This window comes from Mesorhizobium sp. WSM4976 (assembly GCF_029625685.1).
Lineage (GTDB): Bacteria > Pseudomonadota > Alphaproteobacteria > Rhizobiales > Rhizobiaceae > Mesorhizobium.
On record NZ_JARTVT010000001.1, the window covers coordinates 230,567 to 253,591 of the forward strand.

The window sequence follows — 23,025 nt, forward strand, 5'->3', positions numbered from 1 at the left end:
TCAGGTCTCCCGGAATTCGGTTCGCGCCAGACCGTTGTCGAGATTGATCGTGGTGCGCAGCCGCATGCGTTCCGGCGTCGGCGTCATGATCAACACGGCGTCGATCTCGATCTTGAGGCCGACGCTTTTGTCGCCGAGCGTGACGTTGACCGTTGTGGCGCTCTCCTTGAGACGCGGCTCGAAGGTGGCAAGCACCGCGCGGATCTCTCGCGCCAGCGCGTCTCGGTCGAAATCGCGCGACGAACGGCCGGAAAAGGACGGCACGCCGTAATTGACGACGCTGCGGCGCACTTCCGGAAAGTCGGCCAGCGGCGGAAGTTCGTCCAAGGGCTGTTCGTGCTCGAAGTCGGAGAGCATCGGCACGGACTCGAAGCGCTCGGTGTTGAACAGTGCCTCGATGTCGCGCCGCACGGCTTCGCGCAGCACGCGCGCCGACACCACCACGCCGCGGCTTTCGATTTCGGCGCGATGCTCGGTCTGGAAGACCAGCCTGTGCAGTCGCCGTTTTTGCTCGGCCGTGAGGTCGGCATCGGCATCGATAGAGCGCGCGCTGCCGGCAAGAAGAGCCTCGACGCGCTCCGCGCCGAGTTCTTCTTCCAGCAGGCGACGCAGCCCATCGATCTCCGACGTCAGCCCGGGCAAGTCGTTGACGAGGCGGTCCCAGAGGGAGGGCTGGACCGCCTCGCGCTTTGCCCGTGAACTGCCGGCAAGCTGCGCCTTGTTCCGGCCGGGCAGCCTGGCCTCACTTGCCGACATAGACGTCCATTTCGATTTCGTCGTCCTTATTGTAGACGAACTTGATCTTCTTGTAGGCGAAGCTGACTTCTTCCTCGATCAGGTCCGCCTCGTCGTCGGCCTGTGTCATGTCGTATTCCATGATCGAGGCGTCGGTTAGCGTCACCACCAGATAGTCGCTGGTCTCGCCGTCTATGGTACGCCGCGCCGAGAATTTCACCTCGTCGAGAGCCTTGTTCTCGAACAGCGCCTTCTTCAGGTAAGGCGAGGACTTGTCGTAATGCTTGGTGAACTTGATCATGCCGAGCGCGACACGACCGCGGCGCGAGAGGGAATTGGGGTCGTAGGGCGCAACCATCTTGTACTCGACGCCGTGAACTTCGATTTCGTCCTCATGGCCGTCGCGCTTGCTCGGACCCTTGATGTCCGGAACCTTCAAAAAACCATCGATCTTCGTTGTTGTAGCCATTGTCTTTCTCCACCGCTTTCAAACAAAACAATATGACGCTGCTGCAATTTCAGCCCTTCACTGACGGCAGTTCCGATACCAGCCGGAGTGAGGCGTTGATGCCTTCCAGCTGGTAGTGCGGACGCAGGTAGAAACGGGCATTGTAGTAGCCGGGCCGGCCTTCGACGCTGTCGACCTGGACCTCGGCCGCGGCAAGGGGACGCTTGGCGCGCGCCTTGTCGTCTGCAAAGGCCGGGTTGGCCAGAACGTACCGGTTGATCCATTCGGTCAACCAGATCTCCATGTCGGTGCGTTCCTTGAACGAACCGATCTTGTCGCGCGCGATCGCCTTGAGGTAATGCGCGAAGCGCGAGACCGGGAACAGATAAGGCAGGTTGGCGGAAAGTCGCTCGTTCGACTGCGCGTCCGGATCGACCAGGCGCCCGGCGCGCGTCTCGTCGTCCTGCAGCGAATGGGCACCGATGAAGGCCGCAAGGTCGGTGTTCTTGCGATGCAGGATCGGCATCAGGCCGAGCTTCGCCAGCTCCGCCTCGCGCCGGTCGTCGATGGCGACCTCGGTCGGACATTTCATCGCGATCGAGCCGTCGTCGGTCGGGAAGGCGTGCACCGGCAGGTTGAGCACCGTGCCGCCGTTCTCGACGCCGCGGATCTGCGTGCCCCAGCCATAGAGCTTGTGGCTGCGGTTGATGTTGACGCCCATCGGGAAGGCGGCGTTCATCCAGACATATTTGTTGTGGTCGCCGCCCACCTCCTCCTCGAAGGTGAAGCCCTTCACCGGGACCGTCTCCGAGCCGTAGGGCAGTCGTGCCAGCACGCGCGGCATGGTGAGGCCGATATAGCGGGCGTCCTCGCTTTCGCGCAGCGACTGCCAGGAGGAATAGGCGGGGTTGTTGACGATCATCTGCAGGTCTTGCGGGTTGGGCAGTTCCTGCCAGCTGTCCATGCGGAACAGCCGCGGCGAGGCCGCCGCGATGAACGGCGTATGCGCCGAGGCGCAGACGCCCGAAATGTTGCGCAGCAGGCCGACGTCGCGCGGGTGGTTGGAGAATTCGTAGGCGCCGATGATGCAGCCGATCGGCTCGCCGCCCAGCATTGAATACTCGTCCGTGTAGACCTTCTTGAAGATCGGGCTCTGGTCCCACATCTGGCCTTCATAGTCTTCCAGCGTGTCGGCCAGCTGCTCCTTGGAGATGTTCATCACCCGGATCTTGAGCTTGGTGTCCGTCTCGGTGTTGTTGATCAGGTACCAGAGGCCGCGCCACGTGCCTTCCATCTCGCGCACTTCCGGCGCATGCAGGATCTCGTTGACTTGCGTGGTCAGCATCTTGTCGATGCCGGCGATCAGCGACTTGATCGATTTGATCGCATTGGACGAGATCGTCGTCGTCTCGGAGCGCGATTGGGCGGCCAGCGCCAGGTTGCGCACCAACTGCTGCAGCTTTTCGCTGTCGTCCTTCTTGACCTTGAAATCCTTTTCAAGGAGTCCGCTGAATTCGCCGAGATCGATGGCTTCCGCCTCGGCGGTGGCGGCTGCGGTCTTTTGCTGTTCGGCCATGACTTACTCCTCGCCCTTGCCGTCATCCATCGCCTGGCTGGCGATCTTGCTCAGCAGCGGCTCGTTGTTCAGAAGCTGCGCGATGCGCTTTTCCGCGTCGACGCGACCGTCCATGAAGCCGAGCAGCTCCTCGAGCTGACGGCGCATCTTCAGGATCTCGGCCAGCTGCGGGACCTGCTCGGCGATCTTGTCCGGCGCAAAGTCGCCCATCTTGGAGAAGGTGAGGTCGATGGCGAGCTCTTCGTCCCGCTCCTGGCCCTCGGCCTGCGGCAGCGTGTTCTTCACCCGCGCCTTCACGCGGGGCCCCATCGCTTCCATGAATTTCGGGAAGCGGTTGGCGTCGGTTTCGACGAAGTTGCGGTCGAGGACCGATTTCGACGCTTCCTTGGTCTGTGAAGCGCCGGCAAGATCGGCCATCACGGCCATGACGAACGGCAGTTCTATCGTGGTCGGGCTGCCGTAGGTTTCGACGTCATAGGCGATTTGCACGCGCGGCGCGCGGTTTCTTTCGATGACCTTCGCTTTGCTCTCTGCTGGCATGCTTGTTACCTTTCATCCTTCTAGGCCGGCTTCTTGGGATCCGGGACACCGGCAAGCAGCCGGAATTCCTTCAGCCCCGACGGGGCGAGATCTTCCATCAGTTCTACGAAATCCATGTGCACCATCCGGCGCACCCGCCGGGCGAGATGCGGGATGGGGCTGGACGGCTCGGTGCGGTCGTAGAAGGCGACGACGAGGTCCAGGCATTTGACGACTTCGTCGCGCGAGTTGATCCGGTCCGGCAGGCCGGCGCTCGCTTCCACTGGGCTTGCCACACTTGCCATCGGCTCGGCTCCATGACCGTTTCGGGCGGGCGTTGATGCCGGCTGCGCCGGCTGTGGGGAGGTTTTCGCGGCACCATTCGCCACTTGGGTGCCGGCGCTGGAATTCCGCTCCAGCGTCGTCAGCAAACGCTGCAGGAACTTCTTCAATTCCGGGACGGTGGCGCCATTGCCTTCGATGCGGGCGTTGAGCGCGGTGTCCACCGCCTCGAGAGCGGCGATCGCCGCACGCGCGTCGGCCAGCAGGGACGTCATCGCATCCACCGCTTGATCGATCTGCGCCGCGCATCCGGTGCGCACCCGGTTCAACAACTGGTTGTGGGCGCTCGTCAGCGCCGCCTTTTCGGCGGTCCCGAGGCCGGAGGCAGCCTCCTGGAGCATGACGCGTTCGTCGAGCGCTGCCTGTTCGAGGTCCCGGCCACTGATCGGCCCGATCGCGCGCGGCGAGAAGAACACCGCCTGCCTGAGATTCGCCAGCAGGCCTTCCTGGCCATTTTGCAGGTCGAGCAGCGCATTGATGCGGCGCAGGGCGGCCTCGCGCGGCGCGCCCGTCCGCAGCGCAGGGTGCATCGTGTCCCAGTATTGTTCGAAGGTCCTGGCGATGAGTGTCAGGCCCTGGGCGAGGCCGGCCAGCCCTTCCTCGTTGGCCAAGGCCCGGGCAACGATGACCAGCAGTCGCAGATCCCGCCCGCGCGGGCGCAGTTCCTCGGCTTTTTCCAACACGGCCGTCCAGTCGACCGAACTGGATTGCGAGGTAGGCTTGCTGTTGCCGTCATGAACGACTTTGAGCTGAGGCTCGGTCAGGCGCTCCAGCTCATGAAAGGCCGGGTCGTTGCGCAAGTCCTCTCCCGACGGCTTCTCACCGTTCAGAGGATTCAGCCAGAGTGCGAGATCAATCACACCAACCCCCAGCCAGCGGCCCTGAGACCCCTATGTGACGTAACGTTATCACCGGCCTCACGCGACGACAATTGAGCACCTGCGCAAAAACTAACGGAAGCTAAACGCAGCCGCTTTCTCGGCGAAACCCATTGCGCGATTGTCGGACCCGGTATGTGAAATGGCTCGCATAGTCGGGACGGCAATCCATGTTTGTTGCCACGAGTTTGCAAGGCTTGTGTAACCGGGCGGTGCCGCCCGGATAAATTCAAGGCCTTATCCGCCACGCGGCTTTGTCAAGCAGCCGCTTATATGGCAGGGTATGGGTCGGCAGGTTGCGGGAGCAGGTTCGATGGAACAGCGCCGGTCATCGCAGAGCTTCAAGCGGAAGGAACTGGTCGCCAAGCTCAACGCCACGGGGGTGCGCGCCTTCAAGGCCGCGGCCGACACGGCCAAGCTGCGCGGCAATCCCTATGTCGAGCTCGCCCACTTCATCCAGCAGCTGGTGCTGTCCGAGCGCTCGGACGTGCAGATGATCGTCGCGGACGCCGGACTGGATGTCAGCCGGCTGACGGCCGACATGACCCGCGCCATCGACAAGCTGCCCTATGGCGCCACTTCGGTGGAGGAGTTCTCCGACCACATCTTCCACGCCATCCAGGAGGGCTGGAACCTGGCGACGCTGGAGTTCGGGGTGGAGGAGGTGCGCAGCGCCCATATCCTGCTTGCGTGTCTGAGGACGCCGGCGCTGGAAGGCCTAGTGTCGAAAATCAGCGCCGAATTCGATAAGATCGACGCCGATGGCGTCATTTCCCGCTTCGCCGACGTCACCGAAGGCTCGCTCGAAACCGGCTCACCGCCCGCCGCGGCCGCTGCGGAAACGCCGGTCAAGCGCGGCCCGGGCGGGGATTCGGCTTTGGCCAAATACGCCACCGACCTCACCCAGCGCGCCCGGGACGGCAAGATCGATCCGGTCGTCGGCCGCGATCCCGAAATAAGACAGATCGTCGATATCCTGATGCGACGCCGGCAAAACAACCCGATCCTGACCGGCGAGGCGGGCGTCGGCAAGACGGCGGTGGTCGAGGGATTTGCGTTGCGCATCGCCCAGGGCGACGTGCCGCCGACGCTTCAGAATGTCAGCGTGCGCATGCTCGACGTTGGGTTGATGCAGGCCGGCGCCAGCGTCAAGGGCGAGTTCGAAAAGCGGCTGAAAGCGGTTATCGACGAGGTCCAGGCCTCGGAGACGCCGATCATCCTGTTCATCGACGAGGCGCACACGCTGATCGGCGCCGGCGGGGCCGCCGGTACCGGCGATGCCGCCAATCTGCTGAAGCCGGCGCTGGCGCGGGGCGAGCTGCGCACCATCGCCGCTACGACCTGGGCCGAATACAAGCAGCACATCGAGAAGGATCCGGCGCTGACCCGTCGCTTCCAGGTGGTCAAGATCGACGAGCCGTCGGAAGCCGTGGCCGTGCTGATGCTGCGCGGCGTCGCTGGCGTGCTGGAGCAGCACCACAAGGTGCAGATCCTGGACGAGGCGATCGAGGCGGCTGTCTCGCTTTCGCATCGCTACATCCCGGCCAGGCAATTGCCCGACAAGGCAGTCAGCCTGCTCGATACTGCCTGCGCCCGCGTCGCGGTCTCGCAGCATGCGACGCCCGCCGAAGTTGAGGATATGCTGCGCCGTCGCCAGGCGCTGGAAGTCGAGAGCGGCATCATCGGCCGCGAGGCGGCGATCGGCATCGACGTGGCCGACCGGCAGGCCCGTGTCGATGCCGGGCTCGCGGAAACCGAGACCGCTTTAGCCGCCGCCCAGGCGCGGTGGGATCGGGAGAAGGCTTTGGTGGCCGAGATCCTCGACCTGCGCGCGAAACTGCGCGGCGAGGGGGTGCCGCTCGACGAGGAGCCGGCTGAGGAGACTGGCGGGACCGAGACTGCGGAGGGCGGGGCAAAGGCGTCCGAGCAAAAGGCTCCCGAGAGAAAGACTGGCGACGGCAGGGCTGCCGAGGCCAAGAAGGCCAAGACCTCGAAGGCCAAAGGGGCAAAGGCCGCAAAGGCCGAAACAGCTTCCGCCGAGCCAACGGATGAAGCTGCCGCCGACCTGGCGCGGTTGCGTGTACTGATGGCCGAACTTGCCGCCGCGCAGGGCGAGACACCTCTCATCCTACCGTCGGTCGACCGCAATGCGGTTGCCGCCGTGGTGCAGGATTGGACCGGTATTCCGACCGGACGCATGCTCTCCAGCCAGACCGAGAAGGCCCTCAGGCTCGCCGCTACCCTGTCCGAACGCGTAGTCGGTCAGGACCATGCCATGGAAATGATCGCCAGGCGCGTGCAGACCAGCCGCGCCGGCCTCGGCGCGCCGGAAAAACCGGTCGGCGTGTTCCTGCTCTGCGGGCCCTCCGGCGTCGGCAAGACCGAAACCGCGCTGGCGCTGGCCGAGACGCTCTATGGCGGCGAGCAGAACCTGATCTCGATCAACATGTCCGAGTTCCAGGAAGCTCACACGGTCTCGACGCTCAAGGGCGCGCCGCCCGGCTATGTCGGCTACGGCAAGGGCGGCATCCTGACCGAGGCCGTGCGCAGGAAACCTTATTCGGTGATCCTGCTCGACGAGGTCGAGAAGGCGCACCCGGACGTGCACGAGATCTTCTTCCAGGTCTTCGACAAGGGCATGATGGACGACAGCGAGGGCCGTCGCATTGATTTCAAGAACACGCTGATCCTGCTCACCTCGAATGTCGGTTCCGATGTCATCATGGACCGCACCAGGAACGGCACTGTGCGTACCGGCATCGACGATCTCGACACGGCCTTGCGCCCGCCGCTACTGAAAGTGTTCCCGGCCGCCTTCCTCGGCCGCGTCGTCACCATTCCTTATTATCCGCTGTCGGATGCGATGATCGAGGCGATCGCCCGTCACCAGTTTGGCAAGATCGCGCGCCGCCTCAAGGCAACCAACGACGCCGAGCTGGTGATCGGCGACGGCGTGATGGAGCTGGTCAAGGCGCGCTGCACCGAGATCGAATCCGGCGGGCGCATGATCGACGCCATCCTCACCAACACGCTGCTGCCGGAGCTGAGCCGCGGCGTGCTCAACCGATCGCTCGAGGGCATGAAGATGACGAAAGTCACCGTCGGCGCCTCGGCGGAAGGATTCACTTACTCTTTCGAATAGCTTCGATTTACTCCGCAGGTGGTGCTTCGACGGGTTCGACCCGCGGGGGACCGGCGGCCGGTCCGCCACGCAGCGCCACGTAGATTGCCGGGATGACCAGCACCGTCAGCAGCGTGGAGGAGGCGAGGCCGAACAGCAACGAGATAGCCAGTCCTTGGAAGATGGGGTCGGTCAGGATCACCGCCGCCCCGATCATGGCCGCGAGCGCGGTGAGCAGGATCGGCTTGAAGCGGATCGCGCCGGCCTTGAGCAGGATATCGACCAGCGGCCGCCCGGTGCCGCCGGAGTGGCGGATGAAATCGACCAGTAGGATCGAGTTGCGCACGATGATGCCGGCCAGCGCGATGAAGCCGATCATCGAAGTGGCTGTGAAGGGCGCGGCGAAGGCCCAATGGCCGAGCATGATGCCGATCAGCGTCAGCGGGATGGGGGTCAGGATCACCAGGGGCAGCCTGAAGGAACCGAACTGCGCGACGACCAGGATGTAGATGCCGAGGATCGCGACCATGAAGGCTGCTCCCATGTCGCGGAACGTCACCCAGGTCACCTCCCATTCGCCGTCCCACAGCAGCGTCGGCTTCGATTCGTCGTCCGGCTGGCCGTGCAGCGCGATCTCCGGCTTCGGCAGCGTCCCCCAATCCGCCTTGGCGATGGCGTCGTTCACGGCGAGCATGCCGTAGACTGGTGCTTCGAAGGCGCCGGCGAGTTCCGCCATCACCATTTCGGCGGGGCGGCCGTTGTGCCGGAAGATCGGGTATGAGGCTGGTTCGCTCGCCAGGCGCGCCACGTCGCCGAGCTCGACCACGTCGCGGGCGCCGGGCAAGGCGTTGGCCGGCACCGGCGTCGCCAACGCGCGCTGGTCGACGACGCCGTCACCCTTCGACAGGGCGATGCGGATCGGGATGGGGTAGCGCCCGCCGCCACGATGTGAGTAGCCGACCGTGGTGCCACCGAAGAGATAGCCCAGCGAGTCGTAAACGTCCGACTGCTCGACCTTGTAATATTCGAGATTGTCCTGATCGATCGACAGCCTTTGCCTTTGCGGCTGGTTGTGGAAACTGTCGTCGACGTCGACGATGAACGGCACGCCCGAAAAGGTCTCGCGCACCTTCGCCGCGACGGCGCGGCGGGTTTCGGCGTCCGGCCCGTAGATTTCGGCCAGCAGCGTGCCCAGCACCGGCGGGCCGGGCGGCGGCTCGACCACCTTGATGACGGTGCCCGTCGGCATGGTCATCCCCTTCAGGCGTTCGCGCAGGTCCAGCGCGATGGCGTGGCTTGCGCGGCTGCGCTCGCCCTTCGGCACAAGGTTGACGGTGACGTCGCCTTGCTCCGGGCCGGAACGCAGGTAGTAGTGGCGCACCAGCCCGTTGAAGTTGAAGGGGGCGGCGGTACCCGCATAGGTCTGGAAGGAAACGATCTCCGGCACCCCCGCCAAGCGGTCGACCGCTGCCTGCAGCAGCCGGTTCGTGTCCTCGACGGACGAGCCCTTGGGCAAATCCGCGACCACCTGCAGCTCGGTCTTGTTGTCGAAGGGAAGCAACTTCACCGTCACATGCCTGGTGTAGATCAGCGCCATCGAAGACAGTGTCGCCACGCCGACGACGAGCAGGAACATCCAGGCGCGCAGGCGCGACTTCAAGATTGGCCGGGCGACCGCGACATAGGCGCGTCCCAGCGCCCCTATATGCCCGCCGCCATGGCCACCCTGTCCCCCGGCCGCGTGGTGCTGACGGCCAAGCTTCATCATCAGCCAGGGTGTCAGCATGACGGCGACGAAGAAGGAAAACAGCATCGCCGCCGAGGCATTGGCCGGGATGGGGCTCATATACGGCCCCATCATGCCCGACACGAAAAGCATCGGCAGAAGGGCTGCGACGACCGTCAGCGTGGCGACGATCGTCGGGTTGCCGACCTCCGCGACGGCATCGACGGCGGCGGCGCTCCGTGAGCGCCCGTCATCCATGGCCCAGTGGCGGGCGATGTTCTCGATGACGACGATGGCGTCGTCGACCAGGATGCCGATCGAGAAGATGAGCGCGAACAGGCTGACGCGGTTGAGCGTATAGCCCATGATGCGGGAGGCAAAGAGCGTGAGCAGGATCGTCGTCGGGATGACGACCGCCACTACCAGCGCCTCGCGCCAGCCGATGGCGACGGCGACCAGCACGACGATGGAGATCGTCGCCAGGCCGAGGTGGAAGAGAAGTTCGTTCGCCTTTTCGTTTGCCGTCTCGCCATAGTCGCGAGTGACGGTCATCGAGACATCTTTGGGAAAGATCTGTCCGCGCGCCTGCTCGAGGCGCTTGACGATGGTATCGGCGATGACGACGGCGTTGGTCCCGGGCCGCTTGGCGACGGCGAGCGAGACGGCCGGCGCGCGCTCCAGGCCGTTGCCGGTCTTGGTGATGGTCATGACGCGGTTTTCGGCGGGCGAGGTTGCCAGCACGATGTTGGCCACGTCGCGCACATAGACCGGCCGGCCGTCGCGGGCGGTCAGCAGCAGATTGCCGATGTCGGAAAGCCCCTGCAGCGTCTGGCCGGCGACCAGCACCTGCTGCTTGCCCTGCTCGCGCACCGTGCCGAGCTGGAAGGAGCGGTTGGCGCCGGAGATCTTGGCGGTCAGCTGCTGCAGCGTGATCCCATAGAGCGAGAGCTTCTCCGGATCGGGCTCTACCTGGATTTCCTCCGGCTGCTCGCCGACGATATAGGTCAGCCCGATATCGGGCAGCTTTGCCACCTCGACCTGCAGCTCGCGCGCCAGGCGGGTCAGTTCGGCCGAGGAATACCGGCCGGCCGCCTCCGGTGTCGGCGTCATAGTCACCACCACGATGGCAACATCGTCGATGCCTCGGCCGACGATAAGCGGCTCCGGGATGCCGACAGGGATCCGGTCGAGATTGGCGCGCACCTTGTCGTGCACGCGCAGCACGGCGGCGTCCGAGCTGGTGCCCACCTTGAAGCGGGCCGTCACCAGGGCGCCGTCGTCCACGGTCTGCGAATAGACATGCTCGACGCCGTCGATGCTCTTGACGATGGTCTCGAGTGGCTCGGTGACGAGCTTGACCGCGTCCTCCGCCTTGAGCCCGTTGGCCTGGACGTGGATGTCCACCATCGGCACGGAGATCTGCGGCTCCTCCTCGCGCGGCAACGTGATCAGCGCAACCAGGCCGAGGGCAAGCGCCGCCAGGAGGAAGAGCGGCGTCAGAGGCGAACCGATGAAAGAGCGGGTGAGACCGCCGGCGATGCCGAGCTTCATGGCAGGACGACCTTGTCGCCGTCCGTGAGGCCGGTCAGCACCTCGATGCGCGCCTGACCGGCATCTTCAAACCGTTCGCCGAGAACAACGGCAACGTCGAGCTGGCCGTTTGCCGTCTCAACGGTGACATAATCTATCCCATGGATTGTGCGTACCGCTTCCGGCGGAACCCCGAGCATGGCACGCTTGCCGACCGGAATCGACACCAGCGTGCGCTCGTTGACGAAATAGGTGCCGATATCGGCCACCTCGACATCGGCGATGACCCGGCCGCTCTCGATCTCCGGGTAGACCTTCGCGATGCGCCCCTCGCGAGCCTTGACGAAGCCGGCATTCGACCCGGTCCCGCGTTCGCCGATCTCGACGGAGGCGCCTTCAGCGATCTCGGCGGCATGGCGTTCCGGCAGCGACAGGCGAAGATAGTACTGGCCGGAAGCAACGCGGGCGATTGTCTCGCCGGCCATGACAACCGAGCCGGCGGTAACCGGAACGGTAAGCACCCGCCCGGTGGCCGGCGCCAGCGTCTGTCCTTCCGTGGCGCTCTGTTCGATGACGGCCTTGTCCGCGACTGCCGCCGCGAGCTGGTTTGTCGTGACGTCGAGTTGCAGCCGCGCGGCGTCGACCCGGCTCTGCGCGGCCACACCCTTGGTCAGCAGATCCTGCGCGCGCTGCATGTCGACGCGGGCGTTGTCGAGTTGCGAGTTCAGTGCCGCAATCTTGGCATCAGCGGCGCGAAGCTGGAGCGCGAGCTTGTCGTCGACCACGGTTGCGATCAGATCACCCTGATGCACCTCTTGGCCCTCGGAGACGCGGACCTCGCTGATGGTTCCCGATATGCGGGCGCGCGCCGGCACCACGGTACGGCTTTCTACCTGTCCGTAGACGGCCTTCATTTCGGTCACGGTGGTGGCCTTCACCGTGAATTCCGCAGCCTTCGCATTCGATACCGCAAGAGATGTGGTGCCGATCAGAAAAATGGTGGCGAGGGCCGATATCTTGGTCCGCATTGCGCTGTTTCCGGTCGTTGAACTGGTCCGGGAGGCGCGTCCCGCGTCTCCCGCTGGTGATGGGGGTCCTTGAAACCCCGGCCCCTACTTGAATGCGACGCCCGCTTTGCAGCCGAGTTTCTTGAACACAATCGCCGCCGGGCAGAAGCCGGTGATCGAGGCCTGGACCATGTTCAGTCCGGCGAATGCGGTCAGCAGGAACCAGTAGGGCGAAGAATAGATGCCGAGCGTCAGCGAGATCAGCACAACGAACCCCGCAAACATCAGAACGGCCTTGTCGATGGTCATTTCACGTCTCCTGAGATGCGAGCCTTTGCTATTCCGCCGGCTCGATATGGATTGCCTTGAGCTTCTTGATGCCGAGAATGTCGAGCGCCAGCCCTTCGTAGAAGGTCTCGCTCTTTCCCTGCCGGACCTTGTGAAGGAAGTACTTTTCGAAGCCGACCTTGGCCGCATGGACCCACTTGCCCTGCGAGGACCAATTGACGTTGCGCGGCGGGATCTGCGGCTGCGCCACGAAGGCGATGCCTTCGTCACCGAAGTCGGCCAGGCACACCGCGTTCCACGTAGCCACGGCCTTGGGCTCCTTGCCGCGCAGCAATGCCGCGATGTTCTCGGCCGTGGCCGTCACCATGGATTCGATCATGAAGCCGGTCTTCGGGACGCCGACCGGCAGCGGTGTCTTGCCGACCGGCGGTATGGCGACGCAGACACCGATCGCAAAGATGTTCGGATGGGCCTGATTGCGCTGGTATTTGTCGATGGTCACGAAGCCGCGTGGATTGACAAGGCCCTCGATGCCCGTCACCGCCGGAACGCCGCGTAAGGCTGGCAGCAGCATGGAGAAGGCGAACGGCAGATCGTGCCTGGCCTTGGTCGATCCATCCTCGTTGACTTCCTCGACATGCATCGCATCGGCATCGACCGAAGTCACCTTGGCATTGGTGATCCACTTGATGTGCCGCTCGCGCATGGCGCTTTCGAGCAGGCCCTTGGTGTCGCCGACGCCGTCCAGGCCAAGATGGCCGATATAGGGCTCGGGCGTCACGAAGGTCATCGGCACCTGGTCGCGCACCCTGGCCTTGCGCAGCGCGGTGTCCAGGATGAAGGCGAATTCATAGGCCGGCCCGTAGCACGAGGCGCCTTGAACCGCGCCGACGACGATCGGCCCCGGCTTTCTGACCAACTCGTCGAATTTGCCCTTGGCCGCCAAGGCATGATCGATATGGCAGATCGACTGTGTGTGACCCGAGGGTCCGAGCCCCGGCACCTCATCGAAGGCAAGGTCGGGGCCGGTTGCGATGACCAGATAGTCGTAGTCGACGAACGAGCCGTCGTTGAGCTCGATCCGGTTTTCCTTCGGATGCACCTTCTTCGCGCCTTCAGGGCGCAGAGCGATGCCGCGACGCTTGAAGGTGTCCGCCAGATCGACGGTGACGTCGTCGCGCTCCCGCCATCCGACGGCCACCCAGGGATTGGAGGGCACAAAGGAATAGGACGTGCCCAGCGTGACGACGCTCAATCGGTCGTCGCTGCGCAGCTTGTCGCGCATTTCGTATGCCATGATGGTGCCGCCGAGACCTGCTCCAAGGACGACGATGTGTGACATGATGATCCTCCCGCTGGTTGATCTTTCGCAGTATCCTGCACTGGAGAGCCCGCGCTCTGCGTTGATCAGGCTCAATTTCCAAACGGGCCGGCGCGGTTGTAAGGTATGGCTTCGGCGGAGCCCGGATGGCGAGCTTGCATCTAACATTCAAAGATTATAAATTCAAGAGTATGAATGTACTTGATTTGATCCCGGCCTCGGACAAGGCGGCGGAATTGCTTCGGAGCCTGTCGCACCCGCAGCGATTGCTGGTGCTATGCGCGCTCGGCAATGAGGAGCGCTCCGTAGCTGAACTGAGGGAGATCCTGGACATCGATCAGGTGCCGATGTCTCAGCAGCTTATGCGGCTAAGGGCCGATGGGCTGGTCGAGGCCCGCCGCGAAGGGACGACGGTCCACTACCGGATAACCCGCCCGGAGGTGCTGACTGTGATCGAGGCGCTGCATTCCGCCTTCTGCCCGACTTAGCCCGTCACTGCATCGCCTTGGCTGGCTTTGATCAAGGTCAAAGCGATGCGAGGCGATCCGGGCTTACCTGCCCTGCAACAGCAGTGAAATGATCGGACGGCGACGGAGTTGTTCGGCTGATCCGACCTTGGAGAAACACATGATCCTGAATAACGGCACCCTCGTTGCGGTTACGGATGGCAAAAGCCTGCGGCTGTTTCACAATAAGGGGCACGAACCTCATCTCGACCTGATCGAAGTCGAGGATTCGGTGCTTGAAGTAGCCCACGCCGGATCCGGCGGCAGACATCGGAGCTCAACCGCCAATCCCGACGAGTCGCGGCTGGGTGAAGACGATTTTGCCGCATCGATCGCAAACTTTCTCAACCACAAGGCCGGCGAGAAAGCCTGCGAGCAAATACTGGTGATCGCCGATCCGCGCACTCTTGGTGAGATGCGGAGGCATTATCAGCCGTCATTGAGCGCCAAACTCGTCGGCGAGATCGCCAAGGACTTCGTCAAGCATTCGGTGATGTCGATCAAAAGCGCCATAGAAACCGCCTGACTCGATCGACCGGAGGCCGCGCACGGTGGCAATCCCCATTGCGACGATGTCTCACAGTTCGCGACCGTGCTTGGCTGGCGAGCACGCCGCGGTTTGTCGCCGGGCGTGCTCGGTGTCGTCTTACTGAACCTTGATAGTGGCCCACATGCCGTTCATGAAATGATCGGGGATGTTGCAGAAGACCGCATAGAAGCCCGGCTTGAGGTCGAGCGTCAGCGAACCCGACTTGCCCGGATCGAGTTCGGAGACCTCGCCCAGGTGGCCGGCCGCATCTTCATCGACACGGTTCTCGTTCGAAATATAGGGCAGCGTCGTCTTTTTTGGATCCGTGACGGGCACGACAATCATTTCGTGGACCGCGGCTTTGGAGGTGTTGGTCACTTCGAAGGTCACCTTGCCAGCCGGCACGACCTGCTTGTCGACCTGGATCTTCATCATTGCCATGCTCATGTTCGCCGGCATGCCCATCCCCATCTTGGCGTCGGCGTTCATGTCGCCATTCTTGTCCCACAATTAGACGTTGACCTTGGAATCCGCAAACGCCGGCGCCGCAACGGCCAGCATGGTCAACGCCAGCCCAATTCTCATAAACTGCATCAATAATGCTCCTGTCCGCCGTCCGGCGACCACAAAGGCGGACTGCTTGGAAAAAGATGATCGGTCGCGGGCGCTGACTAGCAAGCACAGCCTGTCAAGCCGCTGAACGATCTCGCCGGCGGTCTGGGCGCAGGCGGTCGGTTGGAGCAGACCCAAGGGCAATTGATCTGACGCAAAACGTCCGCCGCGACTCTGGCCTAGCATGCCACGAAATGCTTGGACGAGATCCAGATGCTGCAGACAAACACACAGTTCAACCCCGGCACCTTGGGATCCTCAAGGCGGACTTTCCTGGTATTTGTGTCCGCCAACAAATGGCCTATCGCCACGCTGTTGGTCGCCGTCGCCCTGGCGGCATGGCTGCTTGCTCGCTGGCTCGTCGGCCCCGCTGTGGTTGTTTATCCGGTGGTGCGCGGCGACCTCGTGAAAACGGTGGTCGCCAGCGGCCATGTGGAGTCCCCATACCGCGTGAACATTGCAAGTCAGATCACCGGCACTGTCCGGGATGTCCTGGTCAGCGAAGGCCAGAGCGTCAAACAGGGACAGCCGCTTGTCGTGCTCGAGCCTAGCGAACTGAATGCGGCGGTGGTTGCCGCAGAAGGCGCGGTGGCGGAAGCCGAGGCGCGAGTCCGTCAGATGCGGGAACTCACGCTTCCGGCGGCCGAGCAGGCGCAGAAACAGGCTGAAGCCAATCTTGTCGACGCTCGGGCCGCCTACCAGCGCGCCGAAGATCTGTTCAGGTCCGGTTTCGGCACCAAGCAAACCCTGGACGAAGCCACCAAGAACTTCGATGTCGCGCAATCGCAGGTCCGCACGGCCGAATTGCAGGTTTACACGTCGCGGCCCGGCGGAAGCGACTATGTCATGGCGGAGACCGCGCTCAACCAGGCCGAAGCCAACCTCGCCACCGCCAAGGCTCGTCTTGACTACGCAACGATAAGATCGCCTCGCGATGGAGTTCTCATAACGCGCAACGTCGAGCGTGGAGCCGTAGTGCAGCCGGGGACGACGCTGCTCGTTCTCGCGCCAAGCGGCGACACGGAGCTGGTGTTGCAGATCGACGAGAAGAACCTCGGCCTGCTTGAATTGGGCCAGTCCGCGCGGGCCTCCGCAGATGCCTACCCAGACAAGCTTTTCGATGCCAGGCTGACCTTTATCAATCCCTCCGTGGACATTACCCGCGCATCGGTCGAGGTGAAGCTCACGGTCTCTGACCCGCCGGCCTATCTGCGCCAGGACATGACGACCTCCGTCGACATCGCCGTCGCCCGCAGGCCGTCGACCTTGATCGTTCCTGCTCGTGTCATCCACGAATCCACTTCCGCGACGCCTTGGGTTCTGGTGTATCGGGATGGCCGTGTCCGCGAGCAGGCGGTCCAGCTGGGTCTACGTGCGGCCGATCAGGTCGAGATCCTGGGTGGCTTGGCGCAGGGTGACCTCGTCGTGCCTGTCGCGGCAGGCGTGAGGGCCGGCCAACGCGTCCGCCCGGTGAATTCGTGAGACGCTGGCTGACATTTGCCTGGATCGCCGCCCTGCGCTTCCTGAGCGAAGGGCGTATGCAGACGGGTTTCATCCTGGGTGGCATAGCCATCGGCGTTGGCGTGATCGTTTTCATGTCGGCGATGCTTACCAGTGTCCAGACGAACTTCACCAACCGGGTCCTCACCTCGCAGCCGCAAATCCAGCTCAAGCCTCCGGACGAGGTCGCGCGCCCGTTGCGGCGGGATGATGGGGTGGTCGAGGCTGCCATAGTCCAGCGCCCCACGCAGCGGATACTGTCGCTCGACCAGTGGCAGACGGTCCTTTCAAGCATGCGGGCTCGATCCGATATCGTCGTCGCAACGCCTTCCGTATCGGGTTCGGCACTCGCCGTTCGCGGCGACGCCAGCCGCAGCATCGGCATTCTGGGCATGGAGCCCGACGACTATTTCCGCATCGTCCGCTTGCCGGACTACATCATTGCGGGCGAACCCAGCCTCGGGACCGACGACATTCTCGTCGGCATCGACCTCGCCAATGATCTCGGCGCGACGGTTGGCGACAAGCTCAACATCACGACGGGGCCCGGAGGAAGCCGCATCCTCACCATCCGGGGCATTTTCGACCTCGGCAACAGGGGGGCCAACGAGCGCAATACCTATGTCCAGCTGCGGACGGCACAGAGCCTGCTGAATCTGATCGGCGGCGTCACCGAAATCGACCTCACGGTCGCCGATGTCTACGCGGCCGAGACTGTCGCCCAGGATATCGGCGCCGTCCTACCGGTAAAAGCTGAAAGTTGGATTGTGACCAATGCCCAGTTCTTTACGGCCATCTGGGCGCAGACCCTCTCCAGCCTGCTCATTCGCTCCTTCGTCGGGCTTTCGGTGGCGTTTGGCATAGCAGCGGTCCTGATCGTTTCCGTGCTTCAGCGCTCCAAGGACATCGGCATCCTGCGAGCCATGGGTAGTTCGCGCGGCAAGATCTTGCGCATCTTCCTTATCCAGGGCGGCGTCCTGGGCTTTCTTGGGTCGCTTTTCGGAAGCTTCATGGGCGGCATCGCGTTGTTCGCGTGGTATCGCCTCGCGCGTCAGGCCAACGGGGCTGAGCTCTTCCCGCTGGTAGTCGAACCCAGCCTCTTTCTGTTCTCGGCGCTGCTGGCCACGATAACCGGAGTGCTTGCGGGAATGGTCCCGGCCCTTCGGGCCGCCAGGCTTGACCCGGTGGAGGCGATCCGTGGCTGACCTTCTCGTCCTGGATGGTATCCGCAAGTCCTATAATGTCGGCACCCCGGTCGAGACCGAGGTGTTGCATGGCATCGACCTGGTAATGAAGGCGGGTGAATTTGTCGCCCTGATGGGGCCGTCGGGTTGCGGCAAGAGCACGCTTCTCAATATTGTTGGTCTGCTCGATCGCCCGACATCGGGCCATTTGTTCATCGATGGTAAGGATACGACGTCGCTGGCGGAAGCAGCGCTGACGAGGCTGCGCGGACACTCGATCGGCTTCGTGTTCCAGTATCATCACCTCATCTCGGCCTTCACGGCCCGCGAGAATGTCATCATGCCGATGCTCGTCGATCACGGCCGGCCGGACGCTCCGATGGAAAGGCGCGCCGACGAACTGCTGGATCAGGTCGGCCTCGGCAAGTGGCGCGATACCCGCGCAATGAACATGTCTGGCGGCCAGCAGCAGCGAGTGGCGATAGCGCGTGCGTTGGCCATGAATCCGCTCCTGGTTCTGGCGGACGAGCCGACCGGAAACCTGGACACGGCTTCTGCCCAGGGGGTGTTCGAGTTGATGCGCCGCTTCAACCTTCAACGGGGCACGACCTTCCTGGTCGTCACCCATAACCACGATCTCGCGGCCCAATGCGATCGCATCATCGATCTGGTCGACGGCCGGTTGACCGGCGACCGACGCATTCGGGGGATCGACCGCGTTTCGCGACCGGGTTGAATCCCTGCTTTCGGTCGCGAGACGCGGTCGTCCTCTAGTTTCGTCGGCCGTTCGGCTGTGTAGCCTGCTCGGCGAGAGACTGGCCCATGTGAATGGATTGAGGCGGCAGCGTGCCGGAAGTCGAGAAGGGTTCGGCCGGCGAAATCTCGGCGCCCTCGGGCGCCGCGCTGTCCGGGAATTGCTGCACCGCCATTTCCTGCGACCACACGGCGAGCACGCTTCGCCGGGTCGCCTCGGCGACGACGCAGTACCCTCCGGCGTCGAGGATCGAAAGCACGGCGTGATCGTCGCGGCGCGCCAAGCGGAAGGCCCGGTCGATCACGTCCAGGCAAGTGGCGAGATGCCGTGCATCGGGGAGGCGCGTGTCGCGAAGCATGTCGGCAAGCCGGAAGGCAACAAGGCCCTGGTCGCCGATCATGGTCCCCTCGCGGCCAAGCTCGAAGAAAACGTTGACGACGGGGAGCATGCTGCGGATCGAGGCATAGATCGCCACTGCTTCCTGTGGGCTGCAGGCAACCAGATGCGGTGCGTCGGGCGCAGTTGGTTCCGCTGACGGACCCAGTCTGAGCGAATGCGCGATCTCATGTTCCAGCCATTGCCGGACCGTCGACGGAGCGGTTCGGATCTGCTCGGGGCTCAAGGTAATGCCGACCATTTGGCGTCTCCCGCTGATTGCTGGCGGCATCAAGACAGGTCAGGAACGCAATGACCTTGATCCTCGTCAAGTTGTGCAGAATGCGGCCAAACCGTTCAGGCCCGCCCGGCGGCGGGGAGTTCACCAAAGAGAAAAATGCGAACCCAGGAACACGAGGGACTGGCCGGTGATCAAGGGAATCCTCAACAGGGGGCCGTCCTCCCCGCTGTCTTGCACCGGCTGTCCGAGCACGCAGGGATGCGCCTTCAGCACATCTCTCCAGATGGTTGGAAAGTCCGATCCCTTGCTTCTCTCAGCATTGCAGGTGTCGACAAGCCTCGCGACGGCATTTCTCATTGAGCGGCATTACCTTAAGTACTTATTGCGCCACGTATGAAGGATTTCGATGCGAAAAATTTGATTTCGGTCAATGCATCGAAAAAGAATCGCTTACAGCGGCACCCACGCGTCCCCTTGCTTGCGGTAGCGATGCTTCACCGCGGCCCATGCGACCCGGTGGGCGATTTCCTCACGCTTCTCGCCGCGGTCGACATATTCGTCCCAGGCGTTGTTGAATGCAGAGCGGTAGATCTCTCTTGCATGCAAGGGGAGATACTCACGGATTGGCGGAGGCAGGTCCTCGATCGACGCATATGGCACGGTTGCATTTCCTGATTCCAACCGAATGGGTTCGGCTAACTTCGTTTCAAAATAGGACTGGCGAACGGGCGCACTTTGATTTGGCTCAAGAATGCCCGGCCCCCGAGGCGTCGCCCGAGACGGATTCAGGCGACGCGCTGTGTCTTCTGTTTTGACGCATGCCATCCGGAACCGTTGCCCGCCTCCGGGCGGCTGCGTTAGCCGGGCAGGAACATCATGATCGACGCTCCGGCCATGACTGCCGTTGCTACCCAGCCGAGAATGACGATCGCCCGGCCGGATGCGAAAGGTCCCATGACGGAGCGGCTTGAAGCCAGCAATATGACCACCACCATGAGCGGTACCGCGACAACGCCGTTTATGACGGCGCTCCAGAACAGCGCCTTCATCGGGCTGATGGGAAGATACTGGATGACCAGCGCGGCCAGGATGCTGACGGTGATGACGCCGTAAAAGCCGCGGGCATCGCTGGCCTTGAGCTCGAGGCCCTCCTGCCATCCCATCGCCTCCGCCAGCGCGTATGCCGCCGAGCCCGCCAGGACGGGCACGCCGATCAGTCCGACACCGAGTATGCCGGTCGCAAAAAGCGCAAAGGCGAAATCGCCTGCCAGCGGCTGCAGGGCGCTGGCAGCCTGCGCCGCGGTCTCGATGTTCGTGACACCGGCAACATGGAGCGTCACGGCAGTCGCCAGGATGATGAAGTAGGAGGTCACATCCGAATAGAACATCCCGCTCCAGGTGTCCCAGCGCAATCGGCGCAGTTCCGTTCCCGATCTGGTGGCATCCTCGATAAGGGGAGGGTCGCCTTTCATCTCCTCGACCTCCTCGGATGCCTGCCAGAAGAACAGATACGGGCTGATCGTGGTGCCGAAGATTGCCACGGCCATGGTGGCGGTGCCGGAGTCGAGCGACAGCTTGGGCCATACGGTGCGAAGCGCCACCTCGTTCCACGGGACATGGACCGTGAAAAGCACGGCGGCGTAGGCGAGCAGCGATAGCGTCAGCCATTTGAGGAAATTCACATAGCGATGATACGGGACGACCACCTGTAGGACTAACGTGCCGGAGGTGAAGAACAGCGTGGCCAGATGCCTGTTCAGGCCAGTGGCGAGCTCTGCAACCTCGCCCATGGCCGCTATGTCGGCGGCTATGTTCAGCGTGTTCGCAATCAGGAGCAAGACCACTACGAATTTGAGCACCACCGGCGGGAAGAACGCCTTTATGTTCGCGGCGAGCCCCTTTCCGGTAACGCGCCCGATCCGTCCGCACATCGATTGGACCGCCGCCATGAGCGGAAAGCAAAGCGGCATCGTCCAAAGCATGTTGAGGCCGAATTGCGCCCCTGCCTGCGAGTAGGTCGCGATTCCGCTCGGATCGTCATCGGCCACGCCGGTGATCAGACCTGGACCGACGCGGGCGAGAGGGTGTTCCTTCAGGCGGCCGACCAGACGTCGCAATCCGGAAGAGACCGGGGCTTCGTCGATATTCTTGTCCAGGATGTTCATGGCCGCGGGCGTTTAGTCACAGCCTGGGTGCTACATTGTCAAGCGCGGATAGATACGCGCCGCGATCACGGTCATCGCCGCGGCGATGGCGGCAAGCACGATGAAGTCGACGGCGAGGCCATATCTGCTGACGCCGCCCGTGAGCATGAGCGCGCGCAGCGCGTCGACCTGGTAGGTCAAGGGGTTCGCGAGCGAAACGACCTTCAGCCAGTTCGGCATGATGTCAATGGGATATATCGCATTGCTGGCGAAGAAGATCGGCATGGTCAGGACCTGACCGATGCCCATGAAGCGTTCGCGAGTCCTGACGATACAGGCGATGATGAGCGAGAATGTCGAAAACAACCCCGAACCGAGCGCGATCATTACGATGGCCGCGAGCAGACGCAGGGGGTTGAGGTCCACCGCGATGCCCAGCAGGAGGGCAAGCAGATAGACCATTGCGGCTTGCGAAAGTCCGCGAACGGCGGACGACACCGCTTTGCCGATGACCAGAGCGCTCCGTGGCGCGGGGCTCACCATGTAGCGATGGAGCACGCCCAGATCCCGCTCCCAGATGGCAGCGATGCCGTAGAAAATCGCGGCAAAGAGAACGCTCTGCGCAAGGATGCCTGGCGCTAGGAAGTCGAGATAGGGGCCATTGCCCGAAGCGAGCCCGCGCACCTGGGCCATTACCTCGCCGAACAGCACCAGCCAGATCACCGGCTGGATGGCCCGGGTGAGGAGCTCGCTTGGATCATGACGAAGTTTCCTGATCTCGGCATCCGCGACGGCATATACTTGGGTGGCGAAGTTCGCCACGGGGGCGATCGGGCTAGCCATTGACGGCGCTCCTGCGGGCCTGGCGGATATCGCGGTAATCTCCGGAAGTTTCGGCGTCTTTGCCGGCTATGGCGGCGAAAACGTCGTCAAGCGTTGCTTCAGGTCCGATGGATGCTTTCAGCTCGGCGGGCGTACCAGTTTCAACCAGCTTTCCACGGTGGAGAATGCCGACCTTATCGCACAGCGCGTCCACTTCCTGCATGACATGCGTCGTCACCAGGATTGTCGTGCCGAAGCGGCCGCGCAGGTCGCGCACATGATCCCACACGATATCCCGCGCGACCGGGTCGAGACCAACCGTAGGTTCGTCCATCACGAGCAGGCGGGGGCGGTGCAGGGTGCTCTGTGCGATCTCCAGTCGCCGCAGCATGCCGCCTGAGTAATTCTGCGCGAGGCGATCGGCTGCTTCCGTGAGCTCCGTCATTTCGAGTGCTTCCTTGATGCGCGCCGCCCGTTCAGCGCGCGGGATCAGGTAGAGGCGAGCCGACAACAGGAGGTTTTCGTATCCCGTGAGCGCGCCGTCGGCGGACACGAGCTGAGGCACGTAACCAATGCTGGCGCGCACTTCCCTGGATTGGCGCCTCAGGTTGAGGCCCGCGATCAAGGCGTCACCGCCGGTTGGCGGCAGTAGCGTCGTCAGCATCTTGATCAGCGTTGATTTACCCGCGCCGTTCGGCCCGATCAGGCCGTAAATCTCACCGGCGCGAACCTGCATGTCGACCTGGTCCACCACCACGCGGCCAGCGAAGGATTTTGACAGCCGGTTGGTTTCAATCAGGAGATCGGATTTCGGTGGCGGAGAAGCGTCCATTGGTCACCCGGCAACAGCGCGCGTTGTGTAGGTCC

Annotated in this window: 22 protein-coding genes; 6 read left to right on the forward strand and 16 right to left on the reverse strand. The window is 63.2% G+C overall.

The window, feature by feature from the left end:
- Genes tssE through tssA form a run of 5 tightly spaced genes read right to left on the reverse strand, consistent with a single transcriptional unit; the run spans window position 1 to window position 4,480 of the window.
- The gene (tssE, locus tag P9272_RS01025; protein WP_278158167.1) at window positions 1–756 is read right to left on the reverse strand and encodes a type VI secretion system baseplate subunit TssE; all 756 of its coding nucleotides are present in this window, start codon (window positions 754–756) and stop codon (window positions 1–3) included.
- On the reverse strand, window positions 743–1,204 hold the full coding sequence (locus P9272_RS01030; RefSeq protein ID WP_128259698.1) for an Hcp family type VI secretion system effector: 462 nt from the start codon (window positions 1,202–1,204) through the stop codon (window positions 743–745). Before P9272_RS01030 ends, tssE begins: the two co-directional genes overlap by 14 nt.
- 49 nt (window positions 1,205–1,253) lie before the next feature.
- Window positions 1,254–2,759 carry a type VI secretion system contractile sheath large subunit gene (gene tssC, locus P9272_RS01035; RefSeq protein WP_278158172.1) on the reverse strand — a complete coding sequence of 502 codons (1,506 nt, stop codon included), beginning with the start codon at window positions 2,757–2,759 and terminating at the stop codon, window positions 1,254–1,256.
- 3 nt (window positions 2,760–2,762) lie between these two features.
- Window positions 2,763–3,299 carry a type VI secretion system contractile sheath small subunit gene (gene tssB, locus P9272_RS01040; protein WP_040985731.1) on the reverse strand — a complete coding sequence of 179 codons (537 nt, stop codon included), beginning with the start codon at window positions 3,297–3,299 and terminating at the stop codon, window positions 2,763–2,765.
- A gap of 20 nt (window positions 3,300–3,319) precedes the next feature.
- Window positions 3,320–4,480, reverse strand: a complete 1,161-nt coding sequence (gene tssA, locus P9272_RS01045; protein ID WP_278158176.1) for a type VI secretion system protein TssA — start codon at window positions 4,478–4,480, stop codon at window positions 3,320–3,322.
- 331 nt (window positions 4,481–4,811) lie between these two features.
- On the opposite strand from tssA, the gene tssH reads away from it, so the two are divergent.
- Window positions 4,812–7,640, forward strand: coding sequence for a type VI secretion system ATPase TssH (gene tssH / locus P9272_RS01050; RefSeq protein ID WP_278158178.1), 2,829 nt, complete (start codon window positions 4,812–4,814; stop codon window positions 7,638–7,640).
- 7 nt (window positions 7,641–7,647) lie between these two features.
- Here the strand turns inward: tssH and P9272_RS01055 are convergent, their stop codons facing one another.
- The 4 genes from P9272_RS01055 to P9272_RS01070 all read right to left on the reverse strand — a co-directional run bounded on the left by P9272_RS01055 (window position 7,648) and on the right by P9272_RS01070 (window position 13,512).
- Entirely contained in the window at window positions 7,648–10,896 is a 3,249-nt protein-coding gene (locus tag P9272_RS01055) for an efflux RND transporter permease subunit (protein ID WP_278158180.1), read from the reverse strand.
- Window positions 10,893–11,903, reverse strand: a complete 1,011-nt coding sequence (locus P9272_RS01060; RefSeq protein ID WP_278158182.1) for an efflux RND transporter periplasmic adaptor subunit — start codon at window positions 11,901–11,903, stop codon at window positions 10,893–10,895. The genes P9272_RS01055 and P9272_RS01060 overlap by 4 nt, the downstream gene beginning before the upstream one ends.
- Before the next feature lie 84 nt (window positions 11,904–11,987).
- Window positions 11,988–12,191, reverse strand: coding sequence for a DUF2892 domain-containing protein (locus P9272_RS01065; protein ID WP_128259703.1), 204 nt, complete (start codon window positions 12,189–12,191; stop codon window positions 11,988–11,990).
- Between the two features lie 28 nt (window positions 12,192–12,219).
- Window positions 12,220–13,512, reverse strand: coding sequence for an FAD/NAD(P)-binding oxidoreductase (locus tag P9272_RS01070; protein ID WP_278158185.1), 1,293 nt, complete (start codon window positions 13,510–13,512; stop codon window positions 12,220–12,222).
- A 170-nt stretch (window positions 13,513–13,682) separates the two neighbouring features.
- Here P9272_RS01070 and P9272_RS01075 point away from each other — a divergent pair, with 170 nt between their 5' ends.
- Window positions 13,683–13,979, forward strand: a complete 297-nt coding sequence (locus tag P9272_RS01075) for a metalloregulator ArsR/SmtB family transcription factor (RefSeq protein ID WP_278158187.1) — start codon at window positions 13,683–13,685, stop codon at window positions 13,977–13,979.
- Window positions 13,980–14,118: 139 nt separating this feature from the next.
- Entirely contained in the window at window positions 14,119–14,523 is a 405-nt protein-coding gene (locus P9272_RS01080) for a host attachment protein (RefSeq protein WP_128259706.1), read from the forward strand.
- Window positions 14,524–14,643: 120 nt separating this feature from the next.
- Here the strand turns inward: P9272_RS01080 and P9272_RS01085 are convergent, their stop codons facing one another.
- Together P9272_RS01085 and P9272_RS01090 are read right to left on the reverse strand one after the other, a co-directional pair.
- Window positions 14,644–15,015, reverse strand: a complete 372-nt coding sequence (locus tag P9272_RS01085; RefSeq protein ID WP_278158190.1) for a plastocyanin/azurin family copper-binding protein — start codon at window positions 15,013–15,015, stop codon at window positions 14,644–14,646.
- A 21-nt stretch (window positions 15,016–15,036) separates the two neighbouring features.
- Window positions 15,037–15,324: a hypothetical protein gene (locus P9272_RS01090; protein ID WP_278158192.1), complete on the reverse strand. Its 288-nt coding sequence runs from the start codon at window positions 15,322–15,324 to the stop codon at window positions 15,037–15,039.
- Between the two features lie 27 nt (window positions 15,325–15,351).
- Between P9272_RS01090 and P9272_RS01095 the strand changes: the two genes are divergently transcribed.
- The 3 genes from P9272_RS01095 to P9272_RS01105 are packed head-to-tail and all read left to right on the forward strand — an operon-like array spanning window position 15,352 to window position 18,558.
- Entirely contained in the window at window positions 15,352–16,620 is a 1,269-nt protein-coding gene (locus P9272_RS01095) for an efflux RND transporter periplasmic adaptor subunit (RefSeq protein WP_278158194.1), read from the forward strand.
- Window positions 16,617–17,843: an FtsX-like permease family protein gene (locus P9272_RS01100; RefSeq protein ID WP_128259708.1), complete on the forward strand. Its 1,227-nt coding sequence runs from the start codon at window positions 16,617–16,619 to the stop codon at window positions 17,841–17,843. The genes P9272_RS01095 and P9272_RS01100 overlap by 4 nt, the downstream gene beginning before the upstream one ends.
- Complete coding sequence (locus tag P9272_RS01105; RefSeq protein WP_278158196.1) at window positions 17,836–18,558, forward strand: ABC transporter ATP-binding protein; 723 nt, start codon at window positions 17,836–17,838, stop codon at window positions 18,556–18,558. Before P9272_RS01100 ends, P9272_RS01105 begins: the two co-directional genes overlap by 8 nt.
- 34 nt (window positions 18,559–18,592) lie before the next feature.
- Here P9272_RS01105 and P9272_RS01110 read toward each other — a convergent pair whose 3' ends face one another.
- The 5 genes from P9272_RS01110 to P9272_RS01130 form a co-directional block, all read right to left on the reverse strand.
- A complete protein-coding gene (locus P9272_RS01110) occupies window positions 18,593–19,213 on the reverse strand; it encodes a hypothetical protein (protein WP_278158198.1) in 621 nt (206 codons plus the stop codon).
- A 429-nt stretch (window positions 19,214–19,642) separates the two neighbouring features.
- Entirely contained in the window at window positions 19,643–19,852 is a 210-nt protein-coding gene (locus tag P9272_RS01115) for a ChaB family protein (protein WP_128259711.1), read from the reverse strand.
- Window positions 19,853–20,049: 197 nt separating this feature from the next.
- Window positions 20,050–21,357: a divalent metal cation transporter gene (locus P9272_RS01120; protein WP_278158201.1), complete on the reverse strand. Its 1,308-nt coding sequence runs from the start codon at window positions 21,355–21,357 to the stop codon at window positions 20,050–20,052.
- 30 nt (window positions 21,358–21,387) lie between these two features.
- Window positions 21,388–22,179 (reverse strand): ABC transporter permease, encoded by a 792-nt coding sequence (locus P9272_RS01125; protein WP_128259713.1) that lies wholly within the window; start codon window positions 22,177–22,179, stop codon window positions 21,388–21,390.
- Window positions 22,172–22,990, reverse strand: a complete 819-nt coding sequence (locus P9272_RS01130; RefSeq protein ID WP_278158204.1) for an ATP-binding cassette domain-containing protein — start codon at window positions 22,988–22,990, stop codon at window positions 22,172–22,174. The genes P9272_RS01125 and P9272_RS01130 overlap by 8 nt, the downstream gene beginning before the upstream one ends.
- Window positions 22,991–23,025 lie beyond the last annotated feature (35 nt).

What these genes read in the sequence shown, in the direction of transcription:
- P9272_RS01030 (WP_128259698.1), bottom strand. Translation starts at nt 1,204, where the DNA reads ATGGCTACAACAACGAAGATCGATGGTTTTTTGAAGGTTCCGGACATC.
- P9272_RS01125 (WP_128259713.1), bottom strand. Translation starts at nt 22,179, where the DNA reads ATGGCTAGCCCGATCGCCCCCGTGGCGAACTTCGCCACCCAAGTATAT.
- P9272_RS01130 (WP_278158204.1), bottom strand. Translation starts at nt 22,990, where the DNA reads ATGGACGCTTCTCCGCCACCGAAATCCGATCTCCTGATTGAAACCAAC.
- P9272_RS01095 (WP_278158194.1), top strand. Translation starts at nt 15,352, where the DNA reads ATGCTGCAGACAAACACACAGTTCAACCCCGGCACCTTGGGATCCTCA.
- P9272_RS01075 (WP_278158187.1), top strand. Translation starts at nt 13,683, where the DNA reads ATGAATGTACTTGATTTGATCCCGGCCTCGGACAAGGCGGCGGAATTG.
- P9272_RS01090 (WP_278158192.1), bottom strand. Translation starts at nt 15,324, where the DNA reads ATGCTAGGCCAGAGTCGCGGCGGACGTTTTGCGTCAGATCAATTGCCC.
- P9272_RS01080 (WP_128259706.1), top strand. Translation starts at nt 14,119, where the DNA reads ATGATCCTGAATAACGGCACCCTCGTTGCGGTTACGGATGGCAAAAGC.
- P9272_RS01085 (WP_278158190.1), bottom strand. Translation starts at nt 15,015, where the DNA reads ATGAACGCCGACGCCAAGATGGGGATGGGCATGCCGGCGAACATGAGC.
- tssH (WP_278158178.1), top strand. Translation starts at nt 4,812, where the DNA reads ATGGAACAGCGCCGGTCATCGCAGAGCTTCAAGCGGAAGGAACTGGTC.
- tssB (WP_040985731.1), bottom strand. Translation starts at nt 3,299, where the DNA reads ATGCCAGCAGAGAGCAAAGCGAAGGTCATCGAAAGAAACCGCGCGCCG.
- P9272_RS01110 (WP_278158198.1), bottom strand. Translation starts at nt 19,213, where the DNA reads ATGGTCGGCATTACCTTGAGCCCCGAGCAGATCCGAACCGCTCCGTCG.
- P9272_RS01055 (WP_278158180.1), bottom strand. Translation starts at nt 10,896, where the DNA reads ATGAAGCTCGGCATCGCCGGCGGTCTCACCCGCTCTTTCATCGGTTCG.
- P9272_RS01070 (WP_278158185.1), bottom strand. Translation starts at nt 13,512, where the DNA reads ATGTCACACATCGTCGTCCTTGGAGCAGGTCTCGGCGGCACCATCATG.
- tssE (WP_278158167.1), bottom strand. Translation starts at nt 756, where the DNA reads ATGTCGGCAAGTGAGGCCAGGCTGCCCGGCCGGAACAAGGCGCAGCTT.
- P9272_RS01120 (WP_278158201.1), bottom strand. Translation starts at nt 21,357, where the DNA reads ATGAACATCCTGGACAAGAATATCGACGAAGCCCCGGTCTCTTCCGGA.
- tssC (WP_278158172.1), bottom strand. Translation starts at nt 2,759, where the DNA reads ATGGCCGAACAGCAAAAGACCGCAGCCGCCACCGCCGAGGCGGAAGCC.
- P9272_RS01060 (WP_278158182.1), bottom strand. Translation starts at nt 11,903, where the DNA reads ATGCGGACCAAGATATCGGCCCTCGCCACCATTTTTCTGATCGGCACC.
- P9272_RS01065 (WP_128259703.1), bottom strand. Translation starts at nt 12,191, where the DNA reads ATGACCATCGACAAGGCCGTTCTGATGTTTGCGGGGTTCGTTGTGCTG.